Annotated in this window: 19 protein-coding genes; 9 read left to right on the top strand and 10 right to left on the bottom strand. The window is 44.7% G+C overall.

Annotated features, from left to right (window positions below; translation table 11 throughout):
• Window positions 1-24 precede the first annotated feature (24 nt).
• Entirely contained in the window at window positions 25-1,662 is a 1,638-nt protein-coding gene (locus IPL34_RS10475) for an alpha-D-glucose phosphate-specific phosphoglucomutase (protein WP_296841402.1), read from the top strand.
• Here IPL34_RS10475 and mnmH read toward each other — a convergent pair.
• Window positions 1,640-2,743 (bottom strand): tRNA 2-selenouridine(34) synthase MnmH, encoded by a 1,104-nt coding sequence (mnmH, locus tag IPL34_RS10470; RefSeq protein WP_296841401.1) that lies wholly within the window; start codon window positions 2,741-2,743, stop codon window positions 1,640-1,642. The two genes, IPL34_RS10475 and mnmH, sit on opposite strands and share 23 nt — an antisense overlap.
• 4 nt (window positions 2,744-2,747) lie before the next feature.
• A complete protein-coding gene (selD, locus tag IPL34_RS10465; protein ID WP_296841400.1) occupies window positions 2,748-3,788 on the bottom strand; it encodes a selenide, water dikinase SelD in 1,041 nt (346 codons plus the stop codon).
• Between the two features lie 146 nt (window positions 3,789-3,934).
• Here selD and IPL34_RS10460 point away from each other — a divergent pair, with 146 nt between their 5' ends.
• From IPL34_RS10460 to IPL34_RS10445, 4 genes are all read left to right on the top strand, one after another.
• Window positions 3,935-7,672, top strand: coding sequence for a leucine-rich repeat domain-containing protein (locus IPL34_RS10460; protein WP_296841399.1), 3,738 nt, complete (start codon window positions 3,935-3,937; stop codon window positions 7,670-7,672).
• Between the two features lie 10 nt (window positions 7,673-7,682).
• Entirely contained in the window at window positions 7,683-8,105 is a 423-nt protein-coding gene (locus tag IPL34_RS10455) for a hypothetical protein (RefSeq protein WP_296841398.1), read from the top strand.
• Window positions 8,106-8,190: 85 nt separating this feature from the next.
• The gene (locus IPL34_RS10450) at window positions 8,191-8,463 is read left to right on the top strand and encodes a type II toxin-antitoxin system Phd/YefM family antitoxin (protein WP_296841397.1); all 273 of its coding nucleotides are present in this window, start codon (window positions 8,191-8,193) and stop codon (window positions 8,461-8,463) included.
• Window positions 8,463-8,750 carry a type II toxin-antitoxin system RelE/ParE family toxin gene (locus tag IPL34_RS10445; protein ID WP_296841396.1) on the top strand — a complete coding sequence of 96 codons (288 nt, stop codon included), beginning with the start codon at window positions 8,463-8,465 and terminating at the stop codon, window positions 8,748-8,750. Before IPL34_RS10450 ends, IPL34_RS10445 begins: the two co-directional genes overlap by 1 nt.
• A 63-nt stretch (window positions 8,751-8,813) precedes the next feature.
• Here the strand turns inward: IPL34_RS10445 and IPL34_RS10440 are convergent, their stop codons facing one another.
• The 4 genes from IPL34_RS10440 to IPL34_RS10425 form a co-directional block, all read right to left on the bottom strand.
• Entirely contained in the window at window positions 8,814-9,305 is a 492-nt protein-coding gene (locus IPL34_RS10440; protein ID WP_296841395.1) for a universal stress protein, read from the bottom strand.
• Between the two features lie 10 nt (window positions 9,306-9,315).
• On the bottom strand, window positions 9,316-10,599 hold the full coding sequence (locus IPL34_RS10435) for a TRAP transporter large permease (protein WP_296841394.1): 1,284 nt from the start codon (window positions 10,597-10,599) through the stop codon (window positions 9,316-9,318).
• Complete coding sequence (locus IPL34_RS10430; RefSeq protein ID WP_296841393.1) at window positions 10,596-11,219, bottom strand: TRAP transporter small permease; 624 nt, start codon at window positions 11,217-11,219, stop codon at window positions 10,596-10,598. The genes IPL34_RS10435 and IPL34_RS10430 overlap by 4 nt, the downstream gene beginning before the upstream one ends.
• Before the next feature lie 132 nt (window positions 11,220-11,351).
• A complete protein-coding gene (locus tag IPL34_RS10425) occupies window positions 11,352-12,356 on the bottom strand; it encodes a TRAP transporter substrate-binding protein (RefSeq protein WP_296841392.1) in 1,005 nt (334 codons plus the stop codon).
• Window positions 12,357-12,731: 375 nt separating this feature from the next.
• On the opposite strand from IPL34_RS10425, the gene IPL34_RS10420 reads away from it, so the two are divergent.
• From IPL34_RS10420 to ampD, 3 genes are read left to right on the top strand one after another with little or no spacing between them, the layout of a single operon-like run.
• Window positions 12,732-13,094, top strand: coding sequence for a lysozyme inhibitor LprI family protein (locus IPL34_RS10420; RefSeq protein ID WP_296841391.1), 363 nt, complete (start codon window positions 12,732-12,734; stop codon window positions 13,092-13,094).
• A 46-nt stretch (window positions 13,095-13,140) separates the two neighbouring features.
• Window positions 13,141-13,479, top strand: a complete 339-nt coding sequence (locus tag IPL34_RS10415; RefSeq protein ID WP_296841390.1) for a thioredoxin domain-containing protein — start codon at window positions 13,141-13,143, stop codon at window positions 13,477-13,479.
• Complete coding sequence (ampD, locus tag IPL34_RS10410; protein ID WP_296841389.1) at window positions 13,479-14,069, top strand: 1,6-anhydro-N-acetylmuramyl-L-alanine amidase AmpD; 591 nt, start codon at window positions 13,479-13,481, stop codon at window positions 14,067-14,069. The genes IPL34_RS10415 and ampD overlap by 1 nt, the downstream gene beginning before the upstream one ends.
• Window positions 14,070-14,072: 3 nt before the next feature.
• On the opposite strand, the gene der is transcribed toward ampD, so the two are convergent.
• From der to IPL34_RS10395, 3 genes are all read right to left on the bottom strand, one after another.
• A complete protein-coding gene (gene der / locus IPL34_RS10405) occupies window positions 14,073-15,503 on the bottom strand; it encodes a ribosome biogenesis GTPase Der (RefSeq protein ID WP_296841388.1) in 1,431 nt (476 codons plus the stop codon).
• 56 nt (window positions 15,504-15,559) lie between these two features.
• Entirely contained in the window at window positions 15,560-16,180 is a 621-nt protein-coding gene (locus IPL34_RS10400; protein WP_296841386.1) for a Uma2 family endonuclease, read from the bottom strand.
• Window positions 16,181-16,332: 152 nt separating this feature from the next.
• Window positions 16,333-17,871, bottom strand: a complete 1,539-nt coding sequence (locus tag IPL34_RS10395; protein ID WP_296841385.1) for an FAD-dependent monooxygenase — start codon at window positions 17,869-17,871, stop codon at window positions 16,333-16,335.
• Window positions 17,872-18,023: 152 nt separating this feature from the next.
• Here IPL34_RS10395 and IPL34_RS10390 point away from each other — a divergent pair, with 152 nt between their 5' ends.
• Window positions 18,024-18,671: a TetR/AcrR family transcriptional regulator gene (locus IPL34_RS10390; protein ID WP_296841384.1), complete on the top strand. Its 648-nt coding sequence runs from the start codon at window positions 18,024-18,026 to the stop codon at window positions 18,669-18,671.
• Window positions 18,672-18,778: 107 nt separating this feature from the next.
• On the opposite strand, the gene IPL34_RS10385 is transcribed toward IPL34_RS10390, so the two are convergent.
• Window positions 18,779-19,195, bottom strand: coding sequence for a MaoC family dehydratase (locus tag IPL34_RS10385; RefSeq protein WP_296841383.1), 417 nt, complete (start codon window positions 19,193-19,195; stop codon window positions 18,779-18,781).
• Window positions 19,196-19,306: the final 111 nt, after the last annotated feature.

Raw genomic sequence — 19,306 nt, 5'->3', positions numbered from 1 at the left:
ACAACAATTAAGGCTTGCCGTTCTATGACCATGCAAACTATATCCACCACACCTTTTGATGATCAAAAACCCGGAACATCAGGGCTGAGAAAAAGTGTTAAGCACTTTAAAAAGCCTAACTATTTACAAAACTTTGTCCAAGCTATTTTTAACACGCTCGACACCGCACTCATAAAAGCTCGCTTAATTGTGGGGGGTGATGGGCGTTATTTCAACCGCGAAGCGATCCAAATCATCCTACGCATGGCCGCCGCTCATGGAGTCGCTGAAGTGATCGTTGGTCAGGGCGGTATCCTCTCCACACCCGCAGCCTCTAACTTGATTCGTCAGTATAAAGCATTAGGAGGCATTATACTCTCAGCCAGCCACAATCCGGGCGGTCCTGAAGGGGATTTTGGCATAAAATTTAATGGTAGCAATGGCGGCCCTGCTCCTGAAGCGCTCACCGAAGCGTTTTATGAAGAAGCCTGCAAGGTCACTCACTATAAGATCGAAGACTTACAACCGATTCCACTCGATAAGGTCGGCGACTATCAACTCGCTAGTATGAAGGTGAAAGTCATTGATCCGGTGGATGATTACCTAGTTCTGATGAAGCAAATCTTTGACTTCGATAAAATCCGCGCCCTTATTCAATCGGACGGTTTTGCTATGCGCTTTGATGCCATGCATGCTGTGACTGGTCCTTATGCTATGCGTATTTTTGAACAGGAATTAGGCGCAAAGATTGGAACAGTTATGCACGGTGTGCCTCTAGCGGATTTTGGCGGTGGACACCCAGACCCTAATCAAGCACACGCCACCGAATTAATGGAGCAGCTCTTTTCTGAGCGCGGGATTGCCTTTGGTGCAGCCTCCGATGGCGATGGTGACCGCAATATGATTTTAGGTAATTATTTCTTTGTCACGCCCAGTGATAGCCTTGCGGTGATCACTGCCAACGCCACGCTTATTCCCGCTTATCGCAATGGTATTAGTGGTGTAGCGCGCTCTATGCCCACTAGCCAAGCGGCGGATGTAGTGGCCCAACATTTAGGTATTGAATATTTCGAGACACCCACCGGCTGGAAATTCTTTGGTAATTTACTCGATGCGGGGCGTATTACTTTTTGTGGTGAGGAAAGCTTTGGTACTAGCTCGAATCATGTACGCGAAAAAGACGGCATTTGGGCGGTATTATTCTGGCTCAATTTATTGGCTGAAAAACGGGTTTCAGTAGAAAGTATTGTGCGCGAGCATTGGGCTAAATTTGGGCGTCATTATTATATGCGTCATGACTATGAAGCCATTCCTACCCAAGCGGCTAATGCGGTGATGGATCATCTTAAAGCTAGTTTAGCCACTTTAGCCGGAACTGCTGTGAGCGGGATGAATATCCAAGCCGCCGATAACTTTGCTTATACCGACCCGATTGACGGCTCTACTAGCGCTAATCAAGGCATTCGGATTCAATTTGCAGGCGGTTCGCGCTTAGTGTTTCGTCTCTCTGGTACTGGTACTCAGGGCGCAACCTTACGGGTATATTTAGAGCGCTATGAACCGGACGTAACTAAACACGATCTCGATCCTGCTGATGCGCTGGCGAATATTGCTAATGCTGCCCAAGCACTAGCACGCATTGAGGAGCTCACTGGACGCGCTAAACCGGATGTAGTGACCTAATATACTCCAGCACCTCTAGCACTGAGCCGCTAAACACCACGCGCTGTTGTTTACGGCTCAGTTGATAGTCATACATAGGGTCGTAATAGTCGAATAGTATTATTTTGACCCAAGCCCGATGAGCGTCTAACTCGCCCGTCAGTCGCTGATGTTGCAAAGCCTGCTGCATCAGTTTGGATACTTGGCTATAGCGCACCCCGCCTAAACGCCGCTCAATTTTTTGAATACTTTTGCATAGATAAGCTGCAAAAGCTTGCAAACCTTGCTCTGGATTATGCGGTGCTAAGGTTTGCAATAGTGCAGATTGCTGCACTACATATTCTTGGTAAGTACGCTCTAAACGCTCTTGATCGCTGACTTGTAAAACCAACAAAGATGCTTGAGTCAGGGATTCAAATAAGGGGCTAGGGGTATGCACCGAGCCAATCGTGCGGCACTCGTCTTCAAATAAAGTAGGTTGATTAGATGGATGCTTTAGCAACTGTACCGCTAACTGATTTTCAAACTGCGCTTGGGCAGGTTGCGCTTGTGGATAGTGACCAAAAGCAGACCCTCGATGTCGCGCTAAGCCTTCTAAATCAATCGTATTAGAGAACTGCTTTAGGAGTTCTGTCTTACCTGCTCCGGTGCGTCCGCTGAGTACTAGAGGCTTTAAGCTTGTAGGTGTTGACTGTAAAACCTCTAATAGATAACGCCTTAAGGCTTTATAGCCGCCGTACACTCGTGGATAGAGTAGCCCCGTACTCTCATAAAGCCACTGTTGGCTAATGCGTGAGCGCAAACCACCCCGAAAACAATATAAAGCCCCATCGGGATGTTGATGAACAAACTCACTCCACGCCGCGACGCGCTCGGTTTTGACTGTACCACTAACTAATGTATGTCCCAATTGCAACGCGGCTTGTTGCCCTTTGCGCTTATAGCAGGTTCCTACTGCTGCACGCTCTTCATTGTTCATTAGGGGCAAATTAGTAGCACTCGGCATAGCTCCCTCCTGAAACTCAATCGGCGCTCGCACATCGATCAGGGGGGTATCGGCTAACAGTAGTGCTTTAAAATCAGTGAGTACGGGCAGCTCCATCAACCTACTCCACCACGATCAGCGGCTGATTAGCGTCTTGATAGAGTTCACCAATAGGATAAAGGGCTTGATTATGCTGCTGGGCTAATGCGTGTAACTCTGCCTCGCTCTCTGGTTGAACTGCAATGAGTAAGCCTCCGCTGGTTTGAGGATCACATACAATCAGCTTTTGCTCTTCGGTCAATTCACCTAAAAAGCAACCGTAACTGGCAAAATTACGCTTAGCGCCCCCAGGTGAGCAGCCCATAGCCAGATATTCTTTGATATGAGGGAGCAAAGGAATCTGAGTGAATTGAATCCGTGCCTGCACCCTGCTACCCTGACACATTTCACGTAAATGTCCGGCTAAGCCAAATCCAGTTATATCCGTTAAGGCTGTTACCCCTTTTAGCTCACTCAAATGCTGTCCAAAGGTATTAAGCTCACACATCACCCCCTCGGCGACTCCCTCGTGTTCGGGGCGCAATTTTTTTTGTTTTTGTGCAGTGGTGAGAATGCCAATCCCTAGCGGCTTAGTGATGTAGAGTTTATTGCCTACTTGGGCGGTGTCATTGCGTTTTAAACCAGCGGTATTGACTAAACCTGTCACCGCTAGACCAAAAATGGGTTCAGGTGAATCAATACTATGCCCACCTGCTAATGGAATTCCTGCATCAAGACACGCTTTGCGCCCGCCCTCGATTACTTGTTGCCCAACTTCAGGCGGTAATTTATCGAGCGGCCAGCCAAAAATCGCAATGGCTAATAAGGGCTTACCCCCCATTGCGTAAATATCACTGATGGCATTAGTGGCGGCAATGCGCCCAAAGGTGAAGGCATCATCGACTATGGGCATGAAAAAATCTGTGGTACTAATCACCGCCGTACCATTGCCTAGGTCATACACAGCTGCATCATCACGCGATTCATTGCCGACTAGGAGTGCGGGGAATTGAGCGTGTGGGAGTTGGCTCTGGAGCATGACATCTAACACAGCGGGGGCAATTTTGCAGCCACAGCCTGCGCCGTGACTATATTCGGTCATACGGATGGGTGAAGTACTCATGGTTTTCATCTGCACTAGCTGAAAGGAGCATTATGGTAATGGGGTTTAGGGGGCTTATCGAGTGTTTTTTCGGGCAGGGGTGCTAGAGGTGAAGGTATTTCGCTTTTGGGTTAAGATGCGGGGGTTGCTGTTGGTGTGAAGTGGTGATGGCATTGGATAAAACCCTAAAAGAGATGGCGTTAGAGCGGATTGAGGAGTGTCGACGGACGCGCTCGCCCAAGTTAGATTTGAGTGAGTTAGATTTGGCTGAAATACCAGAGATGGTGTTTGAGCTGGAATGGTTGGAAGAGTTAGATGTTTCAGGTGATTGGGAGAGTCGTGGTAGTTTACGCTCTATTCCTGCTCAAATTGCTCAATTAACTCAGCTCACTACATTAACTATTAGTTTTAATCAGTTTAATGATTTGGGCTGGTTACAATATGTTCCTCACCTGCAATCCTTAGACTGTAGCTTCAATCCGCTCACTGCCTTGCAGGGCTTAGAACATACCCCCCACCTGCAATCCTTAGACTGTAGCTACAACCAACTCACCTCCTTGCAGGGCTTAGTGCATACCCCTCAACTGCAATCCTTAGACTGTAGCTCCAATCAACTCACCTCCTTGCAGGGCTTAGTCACGCTCCCTCTACTGCAATCCTTACACTGTGGCGGCAATCAACTCACCTCCTTGCAGGGCTTAGTACATACCCCTCAACTGCAATCCTTAGACTGTAGCTACAACCAACTCACCTCCTTGCAGGGCTTAGTACATACCCCTCAACTGCAATCCTTACACTGTGGCGGCAATCAACTCACCTCCTTGCAGGGCTTAGTCACGCTCCCTCTACTGCAATCCTTACACTGTGGCGGCAATCAACTCACCTCCTTGCAGGGCTTAGTACATACCCCTCAACTGCAATCCTTAGACTGTAGCTACAACCAACTCACCTCCTTGCAGGGCTTAGTACATACCCCTCAACTGCAATCCTTACACTGTGGCGGCAATCAACTCACCTCCTTGCAGGGCTTAGTACATACCCCTCAACTGCAATCCTTAGACTGTAGCTACAACCAACTCACCTCCTTGCAGGGCTTAGTACATACCCCTCAACTGCAATCCTTAGACTGTAGCTACAACCAACTCACTTCCTTGCAGGGCTTAGTACATACCCCTCAACTGCAATCCTTACACTGTGGCGGCAATCAACTCACTTCCTTGCAGGGCTTAGTACATACCCCTCAACTGCAATCCTTAGACTGTAGCTACAACCAACTCACCTCCTTGCAGGGCTTAGTGCATACCCCTCAACTGCAATCCTTACACTGTGGCGGCAATCAACTCACTTCCTTACAGGGCTTAGTCACGCTCCCTCTACTGCAATCCTTAGACTGTAACAACAACCAACTCACTTCCTTACAGGGCTTAGTCACGCTCCCTCTACTGCAATCCTTAGACTGTAGCAACAACCAACTCACTTCCTTACAGGGCTTAGTCACGCTCCCTCTACTGCAATCCTTACACTGTAACAACAACCAACTCACTTCCTTACAGGGCTTAGTCACGCTCCCTCTACTGCAATCCTTACACTGTAACAACAACCAACTCACTTCCTTACAGGGCTTAGTCACGCTCCCTCTACTGCAATCCTTACACTGTAACAACAACCAACTCACTTCCTTACAGGGCTTAGTCACGCTCCCTCTACTGCAATCCTTAGACTGTAGCTACAACCAACTCACTTCCTTACAGGGCTTAGTCACGCTCCCTCTACTGCAATCCTTAGACTGTGACCACAATCAACTCACGTCCTTGCAGGACTTAGAACATACCCCTCAACTGCAATTCTTATTCTGTTACAACAATCAACTTACTTCTATAGAGCCTCTTCAAACCCTCGGATTGATAAACCAGCTTAAAAGCCTATCCTTGTACAGCAATCCTATTAAACATATCCCACCTGCTATTTTTGGCTCTAACTATCCAGATGACTGCCTCAAATCCCTCAAACACTACTGGCAAGACCTAGCCCAAGGCGCTACTAGAGTCCAACAACTCAAAGTCCAGTTAGTTGGCAATGGACGGGTAGGAAAAAGCACCCTCGCCTATACCCTCGAACATAAAAAAGCCCCTACTGAACACTTTTCCTCCACACATGGCATTGTGATTAAAAATATTGACCTACCTGTCGAGGGTTTAGACCAACCCGTCACGTTGAATCTTTGGGATTTTGGTGGACAAGAAATCTATCACGCTACCCACCGCCTGTTCCTATCCAGCGATTGCGTCTATCTCCTACTCTGGGCAGAAGATACCGAAGAGCATGAAAACGAAATCCGCCACCCTATCAGCTACTGGCTCGAATCGATTAATGATTTAGGAAAAAAATGCCCTGTCATTCTTGTAAAAAACCAAATTGACAAAGCTGATCAAGGTGGTGTCAGCCCGCCCGAACTCACCAGTGATTGTGTTGGCTATGATCAAATCAAAAATGAGGTCAAAATTTCTGCCTACCAATATATAGGACTAAATACCCTACGTGGGGCACTAGCAGACATCATCCGCGAATTAGCATATAAAGTCTGCCTAGACCTCCCCGACTCATGGCTTGCTGTTCAAGACGAATTAGAGCGCCTACGCCCTAAAAAAACCATCCCTTTTGCCCACTTTGAACAGCTTTGTATTAAACACGGGGTGAGCGATGCGACATGGTTTTTAAAATACCTGCACGACACTGGAGTACTCTTTTACAGCAAAGGCAACTTTCAAGATCAAATAATTCTCGATCAAAACTGGGCGATTGAAGCCGTATATAAAGTCTTTGATCCCAATGATAAATTTCGCGCCCGCATTAAACGCGCTAGCGGTCTTTTAACGCCTGATGATATTAAAGATATTTGGCATCAGGAGGATGAAGCTAAAAGAGAAACCTATTTAGAGTTTATGAAAAGCTGTCAAATTGGCTATGTAAAAAACTACGATTATCGAAATCCGAAACCCCTAAGCCAATACGAATTTATTATTCCCGCCTTACTACCCGAAACTACTTCCGCTAAAGCTATTTGGGGCAATGATCAAGCGCATGATTGGCTTTTGACTGTCCATTACTCTTTTCTGCATCGCAGTATTATTGAGCGCCTAATCATAAAGTTGGGTGAACACTATCAAGATCAAAGTAGCCCTTGGCTGCATGGCACGCATTGCATTACCCCGCACGGTCAACTACTCATGGAAGCCGTGATTGACAATGCCAAGCTCTCTAATAAAGGCAAAGTCATATTTAAACTACGAGGGCAACAACTAAATGCCCTAGTACTAGAGTTACGCCAACTGATCAAAAACATCAGTCCTCACAATCGCTATGAAGAGTATTTAACTCAACAAGGTAAAACTAAACCACTACCCGAATTAGAAGAATCAGAGGAAATAACTGAGCAGGAAACTATGGACAAAAAAATCAAAATTTTTATTTCTTATTCACATGAAGATGAAAAGTATCTAACAGAACTAAAAAAGCGCCTCAAAATTATTGGCTATGACATCCCTAATGAACCTTGGAGTGATCACAATCTACTTGCAGGCTCGTCTGTACATGACGTGATTTACCAAGAGCTTAAAACTGCTGATATAGTCATACTACTCATTAGCCCTGACTTTATGGCATCCGACTACTGCTTTAATCATGAGGTCGATATTGCCCTAGAGCAATACCACAATGAGCAGAATATTGTTGTGCCGATTATTATCCGCAACACCCCCCATTGGACAAAATGCAAAATTGGAAAAATCACCGCCATTCCTAAATTTGGCACACCGTTAAAAGACTACAAAGACCCCGACGACTTTTGGGGCGAAGTCCAAACCCAATTGCAACGCACCATGCAAAATCTAATTGATAAAGCCTAAGGAATCCACTATGTCTCAAGACGCTTCCATTAATGCCGGACGCCTAAAACACCTAGAAATGATTCAGCAAGTCATCAATCGCCTTGCAGGTAACTCCTTTTTAATCAAAGGCTGGAGCATTACCCTGACTTCTGCCCTACTACTTTTTATTGCGAAAGAGGCAAAAGATCCCATCGGCTGGGCAGCTATTTTGGTAGTCCTTGCATTTTGGCTACTGGATGCGATCTACCTACACAAAGAACGCCAATTTCGCGCCCTCTATGATCACTATCGGCAACAACCACAAGACACCCCTACCGATTTCAATATGAATGCAAAAGCCTTCGCAGACCAAACTGAACCCCTATGGGAAGTACTCTATAGCGCCTCATTGATTAGCCTACATTTACCTCTATTCATCGGCATTATGTTGGTCTTAATACTCATTAACTAAGAATAAAGACCTATACTTAAGCTGTTGTAGTGCTCTAAAAGATGCTATGATTAGAGCCATTAAAAGACCTATTAAGAGCACTTTTATGCAAACTTTATTTTCAGAAGACGTTATTCCCTTGTCGGACTTAAAGCTCAACCCTAGCAAAGTCGTTAATCAGACTAACAAAACTCATCGCCCCATTCTGCTTACCAATCGTGGGCGAGGTGTTGCCGTTGTACAAAGCCTACAAGAATTTGAAGCCGCAGAAGAAGAGCGTAAATTTTTAAAAGCTGTTACCCAAGGTCTACTCGATATACGTGAGGGACGCACTACACCTTTAGATGAGGTGCGTAAAAAATTAGGGCTTAATCCATAATGGAGATAGTTCTTTCAGACTCTGCTTTAAATGATTTGCAGGATATTTTGGACTGGTATCAACAAGAGCGTATTCCAGAAGTCGGTATGCGTTTGGTGGATACTATTTTGCAACAAGTCGATCAGATTAAAGATCACCCTCTCAGTGGGCGCGTAGTACCTGAATATGCAAACCCTAACTTACGCGAACTGATTCGCCCCCCCTATCGTATTATTTACTCTATTGAGGAAAATACCTACTGCATTGTTAGAGTATGGCGTAGTGAGCGTTTACTACGTTTAGATTAGTTACATAAAAAAAGCGTAGCCAGTTTGAATCACTCACTACGCTCAATAGACCTAATAAGCTTATTAACTATTCGGCACTAGCAACACAGGAATCTTACTATGTTGTGTCAAGGTGCGAGCCGTAGAACCTAGCAGCATATGGCTGTGGGTATTATGCGCATGTGTTCCCATCACAATCACATCGACCTGATGCGTTTCTGCATAATGCTTAATTACATCGGGCGGATTGCCCACACTCACCGCGATTTTGTCAATAATCTCATCTTTATCATGCAGAATATCGTCCTCCTCCTCGCAGAACTTATGCAGGCGCTGGCGCATCGTCTCAATCACCTGATTCATACTTTCCTGCTCAATCTGAGTAGTATCTTTATCCGGCATATACAGCGACAACACCGCCTCACCTGTAGAGCCTAGCGGTGCAACCACATGCAGCATAATAATCTTAGCTTGATGCACTCGTGCTAGATTAATCGCTTGCCGAAACACCGGACGCATAATCGACCCAAGATTAGTCGCGTAGAGAATGGTTTTAAATGGTTTAATCTCTGACATAGTGGTACTCCTATAACATTCCCATCACGCCCGGCAACCATAAACTAATTGCAGGTACATAGGTCACTAACATCAAGAACGCCAACATGGTAAAGAGCCAAGGCAAAACGGCGACCGTCAATTCAGACAAGCCCATTTTAGTAATCCCCGACGCCACATACAGATTAAGACCTACAGGCGGAGTCAACATGCCAATCTCCATATTCACCACCATAATAATGCCAAAGTGAATCGGATTAATGCCTAGTGCCATCGCCATCGGGAAGAAAATCGGAGCAAAAATCAGCATAATGCTGGACGGCTCCATAAAATTACCCGCGATCAACAAAATAATATTCACGGCAATTAAAAAGACTATGACTCCCATGCCCATGCCAGTCATCCAAGAGGCTAGAGATTGTGGAATATTTTCATTAGTGAGCAAGAATGAGAACAAGACCGCATTAGTAATGATATAGAGCAACATCGCCGACATACTGGCCGAGTTTAACAACACTCTAGGTACATCTTTTAAGCTCATATCCTTATAGACAAATACTGCAATCACAAAGGCATAGACCGCACTCATGGCTGCCGCTTCAGTAGGCGTAAAGATGCCGGTATAGATCCCGCCCATTACTACCACAATCAGCAATAAACCCCAGACCGAATCTAAAAAGGCACGCACGCGCATTTTTAACGAAGCTCTAGGCTGACGAGGATAGTTAAACTTATACGCACGATACCAAGTAACCGCACCTAGGAAGAAAGTCAAAATCAGCCCCGGAATAATACCTGCCATGAATAACGCTCCAATGGAAGCATTAGTCGCTACGGCATACATGACCATCACAATGGAAGGCGGAATTAAAATCCCCAAAGCACCTGATGAGGTAATAATCCCCGCCCCGAATTGCTTAGGGAAACCGGCTTTTAACATCGCAGGTAATAAAATAGAGCCAATTGCTACCACCGTAGCAGGACTAGAACCTGACACCGCCGCAAATAAGGCACACGCCATAACACCCGCTAAACCTAAGCCACCATACCAATGCCCTACCATCGAGGTGGCAAAATTGACCATCCTTTTAGCTACCCCACCGTGGGTCAAGAAATTACCCGCGAGAATAAAAAAGGGAATCGCCATAATTTCAAACTTTTCAATCCCCGTGAACAGCTTTAACGCTACCGACTCCACCGGAACACTGGTCATAGTAAACAAAAAGGTCATGACGGTTAGACCTAAAGCTATCGAAATCGGCATGCCTGTCAGCATCAACACCATCAACAGCGTAAAGATAATTAAGGCACTCATGGTTTTTGCTCCACTACCGGATAAGGATCAGTCTCTTCTAAGCCATCTACATGACCGTGGTCATGATGCGGTAAGTCACCCGTGCGCCAATATTTCACTAAGACCTGTAAAAAGCGGAAACACATTAAAGCCGAACCTAGAGGTACTGCTAAATACACCACCCAAGTGCGCCATTCTAAATCCGGTGTCGTAGGCCCTTCATAATACGCCCCCGTGTCCATCCCTAAAGTACTGAGTACTGCATACGCCATACCGTTATGCCAAACTAAATTAAACCCTAAAACGGCTACTAAAGCGGTAAAAAAGGCTCCCGCCCCTAATGCTATCAAGGTCGTAATGCGCCGCTTTTCTGGCGACAGTTTGTTAACTAATACATCCACTCCCACATGAATGCCTTGACGCACCCCATAAGCTGCACCAAATTTAGCCATCCACACAAATAAAATAATGCACAACTCAGTCGCCCAACTCATATGGATGCTAAGTAAAAAATCTTGTATCGGTCCTAGCCAAGACCAACCGGAAAAATAACGATGTACCACAGCAACAAAAATCACTAACGTTGCGGCGGCCATTAGACTTGCAATGAGAATTTCCTCAAGACGATCCAGCCATTTCATACTGGCCTCCTCCATGACAGCGTTTGGAGACTTCCCCCCCTTACTCAGAGAACCTCAGTAAGGAAGGGAAGGAATAGCTAAGCTATTTGCCGCTAGTCTGGCGACTAGAGGCGTCATTATTAAGCGAAGTGTTTATTTGGAGGGATCAAAACCAGTGGCAGCGTAAATGGACTCAATCAACTCTTTACCAATACGCTCTGACATTTCAGCATGCACAGGGGCTAAAGCCTTTTGTAATGCTTTAGTTTCATCTTCAGTCGGGGTATAGATTTCAGACTTACCGGATGCTTTTACTGCTTCTAAGGCTTTATCATTTTCTTCTTTAGCAATTTGGTTGGCAAAATCAGTCGATTCTTTTAAAGCTTCCTCTAAACCCGTGCGTACTTCAGGCGCTAATTTATCCCAGAACCCTTTATTCGCAATCACTGCATAGCCTAAATAGCCATGATTGGTCAAACTCACATGCTTTTGCACTTCATGCATTTTTTGGGTGTAGAGATTAGAAGGTGGATTTTCAGTACCATCTACTACGCCTGTTTGTAGTGCTTGATAGGTCTCAGAGAAAGGCATGACTTGCGGAATAGCAGACAAAGCACGCATTTGCGCTTCAATCACTTTAGAGGACTGAATACGCATTTTTAAGCCTTTATAGTCTTCTGGCATTTTCAATGGCTTATTAGCGCTCATCACTTTAAAACCATTATCCCAATAAGCCAGACCTTTAACCCCTTTCGGCTCTAGTTTGGCTAATAAGCCTGCGCCTACTTCGCCCTTAGTGATCTTATGCAAGTCTTCATAGCCACGGAAAATATAGGGCAGGTCAAAGGCTTCAAACTCTTTCACACCCAGTGGACCAAACTTAGCTAAAGAAGGCGCTAACATATGCACCGCACCCATTTGTAGGGCTTCCATTTCCTCTTTGTCTTTATACAGGGTGCTATTGGGATATACTTCGACTTTAACTGCGCCATTGGTTTTAGCTTCAGCTAGTTCTTTGAATTTCTCAGCCGCTTTACCTTTGGGGGTATCCGGTGCAACCACATGGCTGAATTTAATGACAATCGGATCAGCTGCTTGAGCAGATAAAGTCGCTATACCGAATACAACAGCCGCAGCCAAACTCACAAATGGTTTCATCACTCTCTCCAATTTAAACGGTTCACGTCAATTACTTAACTCGCTCATTATTAAGGGAAAGCTACACCTTTGACTAGCCTTGAGACTAAATTTATTTAATACCTTAATAATCAATTAGTTAATTAATCTGAGCTTCAGGAAGGCTCTCCCATTTCGCGAAAAATGGCGGATTTCCGCCAATTGACACTAGAAGCTATGGCGGATTTCCGCCAAGTCTGAAGATAATTTATGGAAAAAATCTAAAATAATCATCATTATGTGTTTAAATTTTAAACACCCTAATCTAGACTTACTACTAATCTCAGTGATGCTGCGATTTGGCATCCTTACGAGTCCCCGAAAAAGACCTTACAATACCTATTAATAGGAGCAACCATGCGGATTATATTAGGTGGTTTATTATTCTTAGCCATAAGCTCTACTACCTGGGCGGCTAATCCCACTTGTAGCAATATTGACAAATTTTCCGATGACGACAAATCGATTGATTTATGTCTCAAACAAACCAACGACGCACTCAATAAACATTACGAGCAATTACAAAAACGCTATAAATCCAGTAAGGAAAAATCAACCGCGCTCTTAAATATGCAAATTGCTTGGTTAGCTTTACGCGACGCGCAATGTGATTTAGCAGGCTATAACGCTCAATCAGGGCGCGGCCCTTTACGCACCGCACAGCGTTGTGTGGTAAAGCTGACTTTAAAACGTATTAGCGAGTTAAGAGAAATGCCATAAAAGCTGTTTTATACTAAGGCACTTTCGTACTTTTTTAGGTTAGATAATGGCACTTTCTACCATCACTGATTTAAGCTTTTACTCGGTATTGGCTGAACATCCTGAGCCAACGTTAATACTGGTGACAGCACCCAATTGTGGTGCTTGTCAGGTGTTAAAGCAGGCACTTTTACAATTACAACTCACTGATACTATTACTATATTTGAGCTAGATGCGGTGCAAAACCCTAGTATTGTGCAAGAGCTGGAGGTATTTCATTTGCCAGCTCTATTTCTTTATGTCGCGGGTGAATTTCATGCTGAATTACGCACTGAACCACTGCCTAATGCCATTCAGGCGGCGCTTACACACGCATTGAGCCAACCTGCTGAGGAAGCGCCTTAATGATTGACACTACAACAGGCTTATACACCTTAGCACGTCAATGCCCCTCGCCCAATTGCGATCAGCGTCCTGAAGGCTGTGTGCCGGATTTAATCGTGCTACACAATATTACTCTGCCACCTTATGAATTTGGCGGTAATTGGATCGATCAACTGTTTACGAATCAACTCGATCCTCAGGCACATCCTTTTTTTGCCACTATTCAACATTTACGGGTAGCGAGTCATATCCTGATTCGTCGTGAGGGTGAGGTCGTGCAATACGTGCCCTTTCATCAACGTGCGTTTCATGCAGGAGTATCGCGCTATCAAGGGCGTGAGCGTTGTAATGATTTTTCGATTGGTATTGAAATCGAAGGTACCGATTTTGAGCCTTTCACCGCAGCACAATATCAGATGTTAGAACGCTTACTGCTTGAGCTAGTGCAAGCCTATCCCACGTTAAGCCTTGAGCATATTACCGGACACGAACACATCGCCCCCGGACGTAAAACCGATCCGGGACCTTATTTTGATTGGCAACGTTTATCTGAACGCTTAGGCGTCAAACTGCCTGCTGATGCAGGCAATGTATTAGGGCAGTTTGCTTAGGATTTATTTAGAGCTTTTCTTAATGAATTTCATCAAGCGTTTTTTCTTATGAATTTGACGTGGCGTTAGCGTATTACGCTTACCTTCATAGGGGTTTTCACCCGTTCTAAATTCGATTTTGACTTGAGTGCCTTTTAATTTCAGGCTTTTGCGGAAGTAGTTAATTAAATAGGTTTCATAGCTAGGGGGCACACGCTCGGTTTGATTACCATGAATAATAATTAAAAATGGATTGCTGCCACCTTGGTGTGCATAGCGTAATTTAATCCGCCGACCATTGATAATAGGCGGCTGATGCAGGCGAATCGCTGTTTCTAGAATACGGGTCAAACGTGAAGTAGGCACTTTAAGCATCGCCGAATCATAGGCCTCTAAGACCGAGCCAAATAATAAACCGACGCCTGTGCCGTGTTTAGCTGAAATAAAATGTTTATCCGCAAAATCTAGGAAGGGTAATTTCAGCTCTAATTGATGTTTGATGAGGTCGCGCTGTTCATTGTCCAAACCATCCCACTTATTAATAGCGAGTACTAATGCCCGTCCTGCATCAATAATCATCCCCAAAAGTGTTGCATCCTGATCCGTAATAGCATCATGAGCATCCACCAGCATAATCACGACATGGGCAGCCTGAATAGCCTCCATGGTTTTAATAATACTGAATTTTTCAATCGTCTCACTGACGCGGCTACGGCGACGCATACCCGCCGTATCGATTAACGTATATTGCTGACCATCGCGCTCAAAAGGAATGTAGATACTGTCGCGGGTAGTGCCGGGTTGATCAAATGCAATGACGCGCTCTTCGCCTAAGATACGGTTCACCAAGGTAGATTTACCTACATTAGGACGCCCCACAAAGGCAATTTTAACTCGTCCCTCTTGCTCAATAGCATTACCCTCCTCATCAAAGAGCTGCGGAGTCTCTTCTTCGGCAGAGGTTAGCGGGAAGGTTTCCAGAATAGCCTCCATCATGGAGGTCACGCCCCGATTGTGTGCCGCTGCAATGGTAAATACATTCGTAAAACCAAAGCCATAAAACTCCGAGGCGGCTTGATCCGCATCAATACGGTCGATTTTATTAATCACTAAAAATACGGGCTTATTACTCACACGTAACAGGTCAGCAATCATTTCATCCGCGCCCGTGCGCCCGTGCTTACCATCGACGATAAACAGTACGGCGTCGGCTTCTTGAATAGCGGCTTTACTTTGCTTGGCCATCTGTTCATCAATACCAACTTCTTCGCCACTCAAGCCGCCTGTATCAATCAGATGATATTCACGCTCATCTAACTCACCTAAGCCATATTTGCGATCACGCGTCAGCCCCGGAAAGTCTGCTACTAAAGCATCACGCGAGCGCGTCAAACGATTAAATAAGGTAGATTTCCCTACATTAGGGCGACCGATCAAGGCAAGAACTGGTTTCATGACAGAGGTTTATTTACAGTAAAACATTAAGCGCGGAAGGATACCACAAAGTAGAGTTAAAGCATTACGCTATCTGAGTCTTGCTCTACTGGCTCATCAAATTCTGCTAGAAATCCCCAATCAATGCTTAAACCATTAAAACTCAATACCGTACTAGCCTCAGTCATACTCAGGACTAAGGGTTTGCCATAGCTGTTCTGATCATTCAGAGTATAAACCATCACCCAGCGCTCTTCAGGATGTACGATCCAATATTCTTTAACACCTTGTTTTTCGTATAAATCGCGTTTGAGATTCATATCTTTAAGCGCGGTAGAGGCAGAAAGTACTTCAATTATCCAATCAGGCGCACCACGACACCCACGCCGATCTAGTTTGGTTTTGTCACACACCACCACTATATCAGGTTCAACCACTGTATCGGTTTTATCATCGGATTGATTAGCCTTGGGCAAACGCACAGCAAAGGGAGCAACATACGCTTTACACTCTGCATGTTGTGCTTTGAGGTAGTCACGAATTTGTCCCCCTACTTCAAAAACCACACTTTGATGAATACGCAAAGGCGCTGTCATGGCATAAGCAATGCCATTAATTAATTCCCAACGCTCATCCTCAGACCAGTTTTGATAGTCGGCATAGGTATAAGTTTGTACTAATTTTTCGGCGGTTGACATCGGTAAACCTCGGCTGGCCAGATGCTTTGACTATAGCATACTGCAACCATTGACTTAGGTTAAATTCAGGCTAATCACCCCTAACAAAGATAAGGAAGCCATTGTCGCATTGCGTCATACCAAACGGCAGTAGCAACTCTAGGATCTTAACGCTACCCATTCTGAGGAGAAAATTTTAGTCCCCAAGTTTGCACATAATCGGCGAGCTGAGTTGAGTTTTGATTAGTCATAATGAGTGCAATATAACCATCTGGACGAATTAAATAAGCTTGATTACGAGCAAAACCAGCCTTTCTCACAGCAGGACTATAAGGAAAAAGGGTAATAGTTAATCCAAGTTTTGCCACTAGCTCAGTCAGAGACTTTGAGGGTTCTCCATAGATATGAAGCTGCCAATCGAGACAATTGAGAGACTGGTGATTATCAATTTCAGGGACAAAAGGTAAACGTTCACCAGCAGAAATACGTCCCTGTTTACCTTGGCTCAAGGGGCTATCGGTATAGGCAATACGAATCTGGCTCACTGTTTTAAATAAACTACGTTTAGTTATTGGATAACGCGTTAACAGCTTTATTATTGATGGCACAATGCTCACTCTTAAATAGCGCGTGAACCACCCTTCAGCAGTCATTTTTTGAAACATGCCGTCCGTCGTGTTAATCAATTGCCTTGCAAACTTAATGCGCTCAGGCTCATAAGTATTTAATAGTTTAGCATCTGCTCTATTATTAATCACTTGAGCCAGTTTCCAAGCTAAGTTCATCGCATCACCTAATCCTGTATTCATGCCCTGACCTCCAACAGGTGAATGAATATGACCGGCATCTCCCGCTATAAAACACCGTTCCTCTCGAAAACGCTCAGCTACCCTATGGTGAACTCGATAGGTTGAGAACCAGTTGACAGCTTTCACTTTAATATTCAGTAAATGAGCACTATCTTGACTAACATCGTTAAACGAAATATTTGCTTGTGTGGCAATGGTTTTAGGCACAATTCCTAAAATACGCTGCATACCACTGGTGCGTACTGGCATCATTAACGCTAAGGTGTCTGGTGCAATTCCGACATGCACGTCTTGATTGTTGCGACCAATATCTACATCTGCCACATAAAATAATCCCTCGCTCGTACCACCGCCAAAAGCTATACCAAGAGCCTGTCGCGTAGTACTCCGAGCACCATCACAGCCAACTAAGTAAGATGTCTCTATCTCTTCCTCTGAGCCATCCGGCAAAATGACAATGGTTTTAACGGTAGTTCCATCCTGAGCGAGAGTCTTTAAAGTGGTACTCCATTCCACGTAAAGACCACAAGCAGCTAATTGTTCTACTAAAAACGACTCATGTACATCTTGAGCTAAGGTCAGCAGATAGGGATAGGGACTCAATCCTTGACCCATATTTTTCAATGAAAATTGAGCAACTTTACGTCCATTAACCCCCAGATGAGTGTTTTCAGTTTGCACACCCAACTTAACCAGAGCTTCGCTTAAACCCAATTGACGATAAAACTCTAGCGTTCTTGCTTGTACTCCCATAGCACGCGATTCTTTTATTGGACCAGACTTTTGATCAATCAACCGAACTTGCACACCTTGCCGCATTAGCACTAAAGAGAGCAATAGCCCTGTTGGACCTGCACCCACCACTAATACCTTAGGTTTATCTTTGGCTAAATGAGTAGTCATAGCTAATCTCCACCACCTATTTACATAAGAAGCTCATATGAAAAGCAATTTTGCTTGCTCCATGTATAATAGACTCACCGGTCACTAATGTAAATAAAAGTGACCCTATAGTCATAAAAAACCATTGATTCAATCTGCGGTATCATGTTTATATGGAAAACGAATGCAATCACGAACATCAAGCTCAAAAGCAACGGCGAGGGCGTGGTCTCAGTCCGGCTAAAACGGCCGAAACTCAAACTCGAATTGTCAAAGCTGCTTTTCAGTTATTTATTAGCGGTGGATTTGAAGGCACTCGCATGATCGATGTGGCTCAACAAGCGGGCTTAGGCAAAGGAACCCTCTATCGCTACTATCCAACTAAGGAGGCTTTATTTGAAGGTGTACTCGTGCAAGCTCTTGGCAGTACTGTACAGACACTGCAAAACCCGAACTTAGAACCTACAGGAAGTATTGAAGAAATTCTGCGCCAAGCTATACGCCCCTTTATGGCTGATTTACAAAAATCACATAAGGCTGATTTGTTGCGCTTAATTATTACCGAAGGCCCTCGGTTTCCCAGTTTGGTTGCTGTATATCAACGAGTTGTATTGGAACCTGTTTTATCCGCTATTCAAACCTTAGCTAAACAAGCCAAAGCTAGGGGGGAAATAAAATCTGAAGCTTTGATAGAGTACCCTATGCTGATGCTCTCACCCGGTCTGCTAAGCATTATTTGGAATGGGCTATTTTTAGATCGGCAATTGCAACCTGAAGCATTATTTGATGCTTTTATTGAGCTTATTTTTGTCCAGTCTTAGGTCAGTCATTACACGCTATTGGGATTTTGCGGCAAGATAGTAAATAGGCTAAATATAACGGGCAAACAGCTATGTTTGCCTCTGAAAACTTCGACAAATTAAATAACTTAAGCCTTTTTCAGCCAAGGCACATACATCACTGCCTCACCTTGCACTAATACTTTGCCGTCGTTATCCGTGCAAATAGTGCTTAAGGTCACAATCGGTTTACCTTCACGAATGCTAGTAATTTCAACCGTTGCAGTCACATCGGTATTTAAATAAACCGGAGCTTTAAAATTCAAATTTTGCGTCATGTAAATCGAGCCATTACCGGGTAACTCCTCGCCCATTAACCCAGTAAACATGCTGCCCACTAACATACCGTGCACAATGCGTTGTTTAAATTGCGTGGTCGCTGCAAATGCCTCATCCAAATGCACCGGATTGCGGTCGGTAGACAGTTCAGCATATAAGCGCACATCTTGATCCGTGAATTGACGGGTTACTGAGGCTTTATCACCGACTTTTAACTCTCTAGGCATGACTCTACTCCTTAAACTGATTCGTTGCTAAAAAGCGGTGGGGCACTTCTTCCGCAGTCGCTGTAAATACATCCCTGTACGCTACAAGTTGGCATCCATGCCAACAAGACT

It is taken from the genome of Thiofilum sp. (assembly GCF_016711335.1).
In the GTDB taxonomy this organism is placed as follows: Bacteria; Pseudomonadota; Gammaproteobacteria; order Thiotrichales; family Thiotrichaceae; genus Thiofilum.
This window is presented reverse-complemented; position numbering and strand designations above follow the sequence as displayed.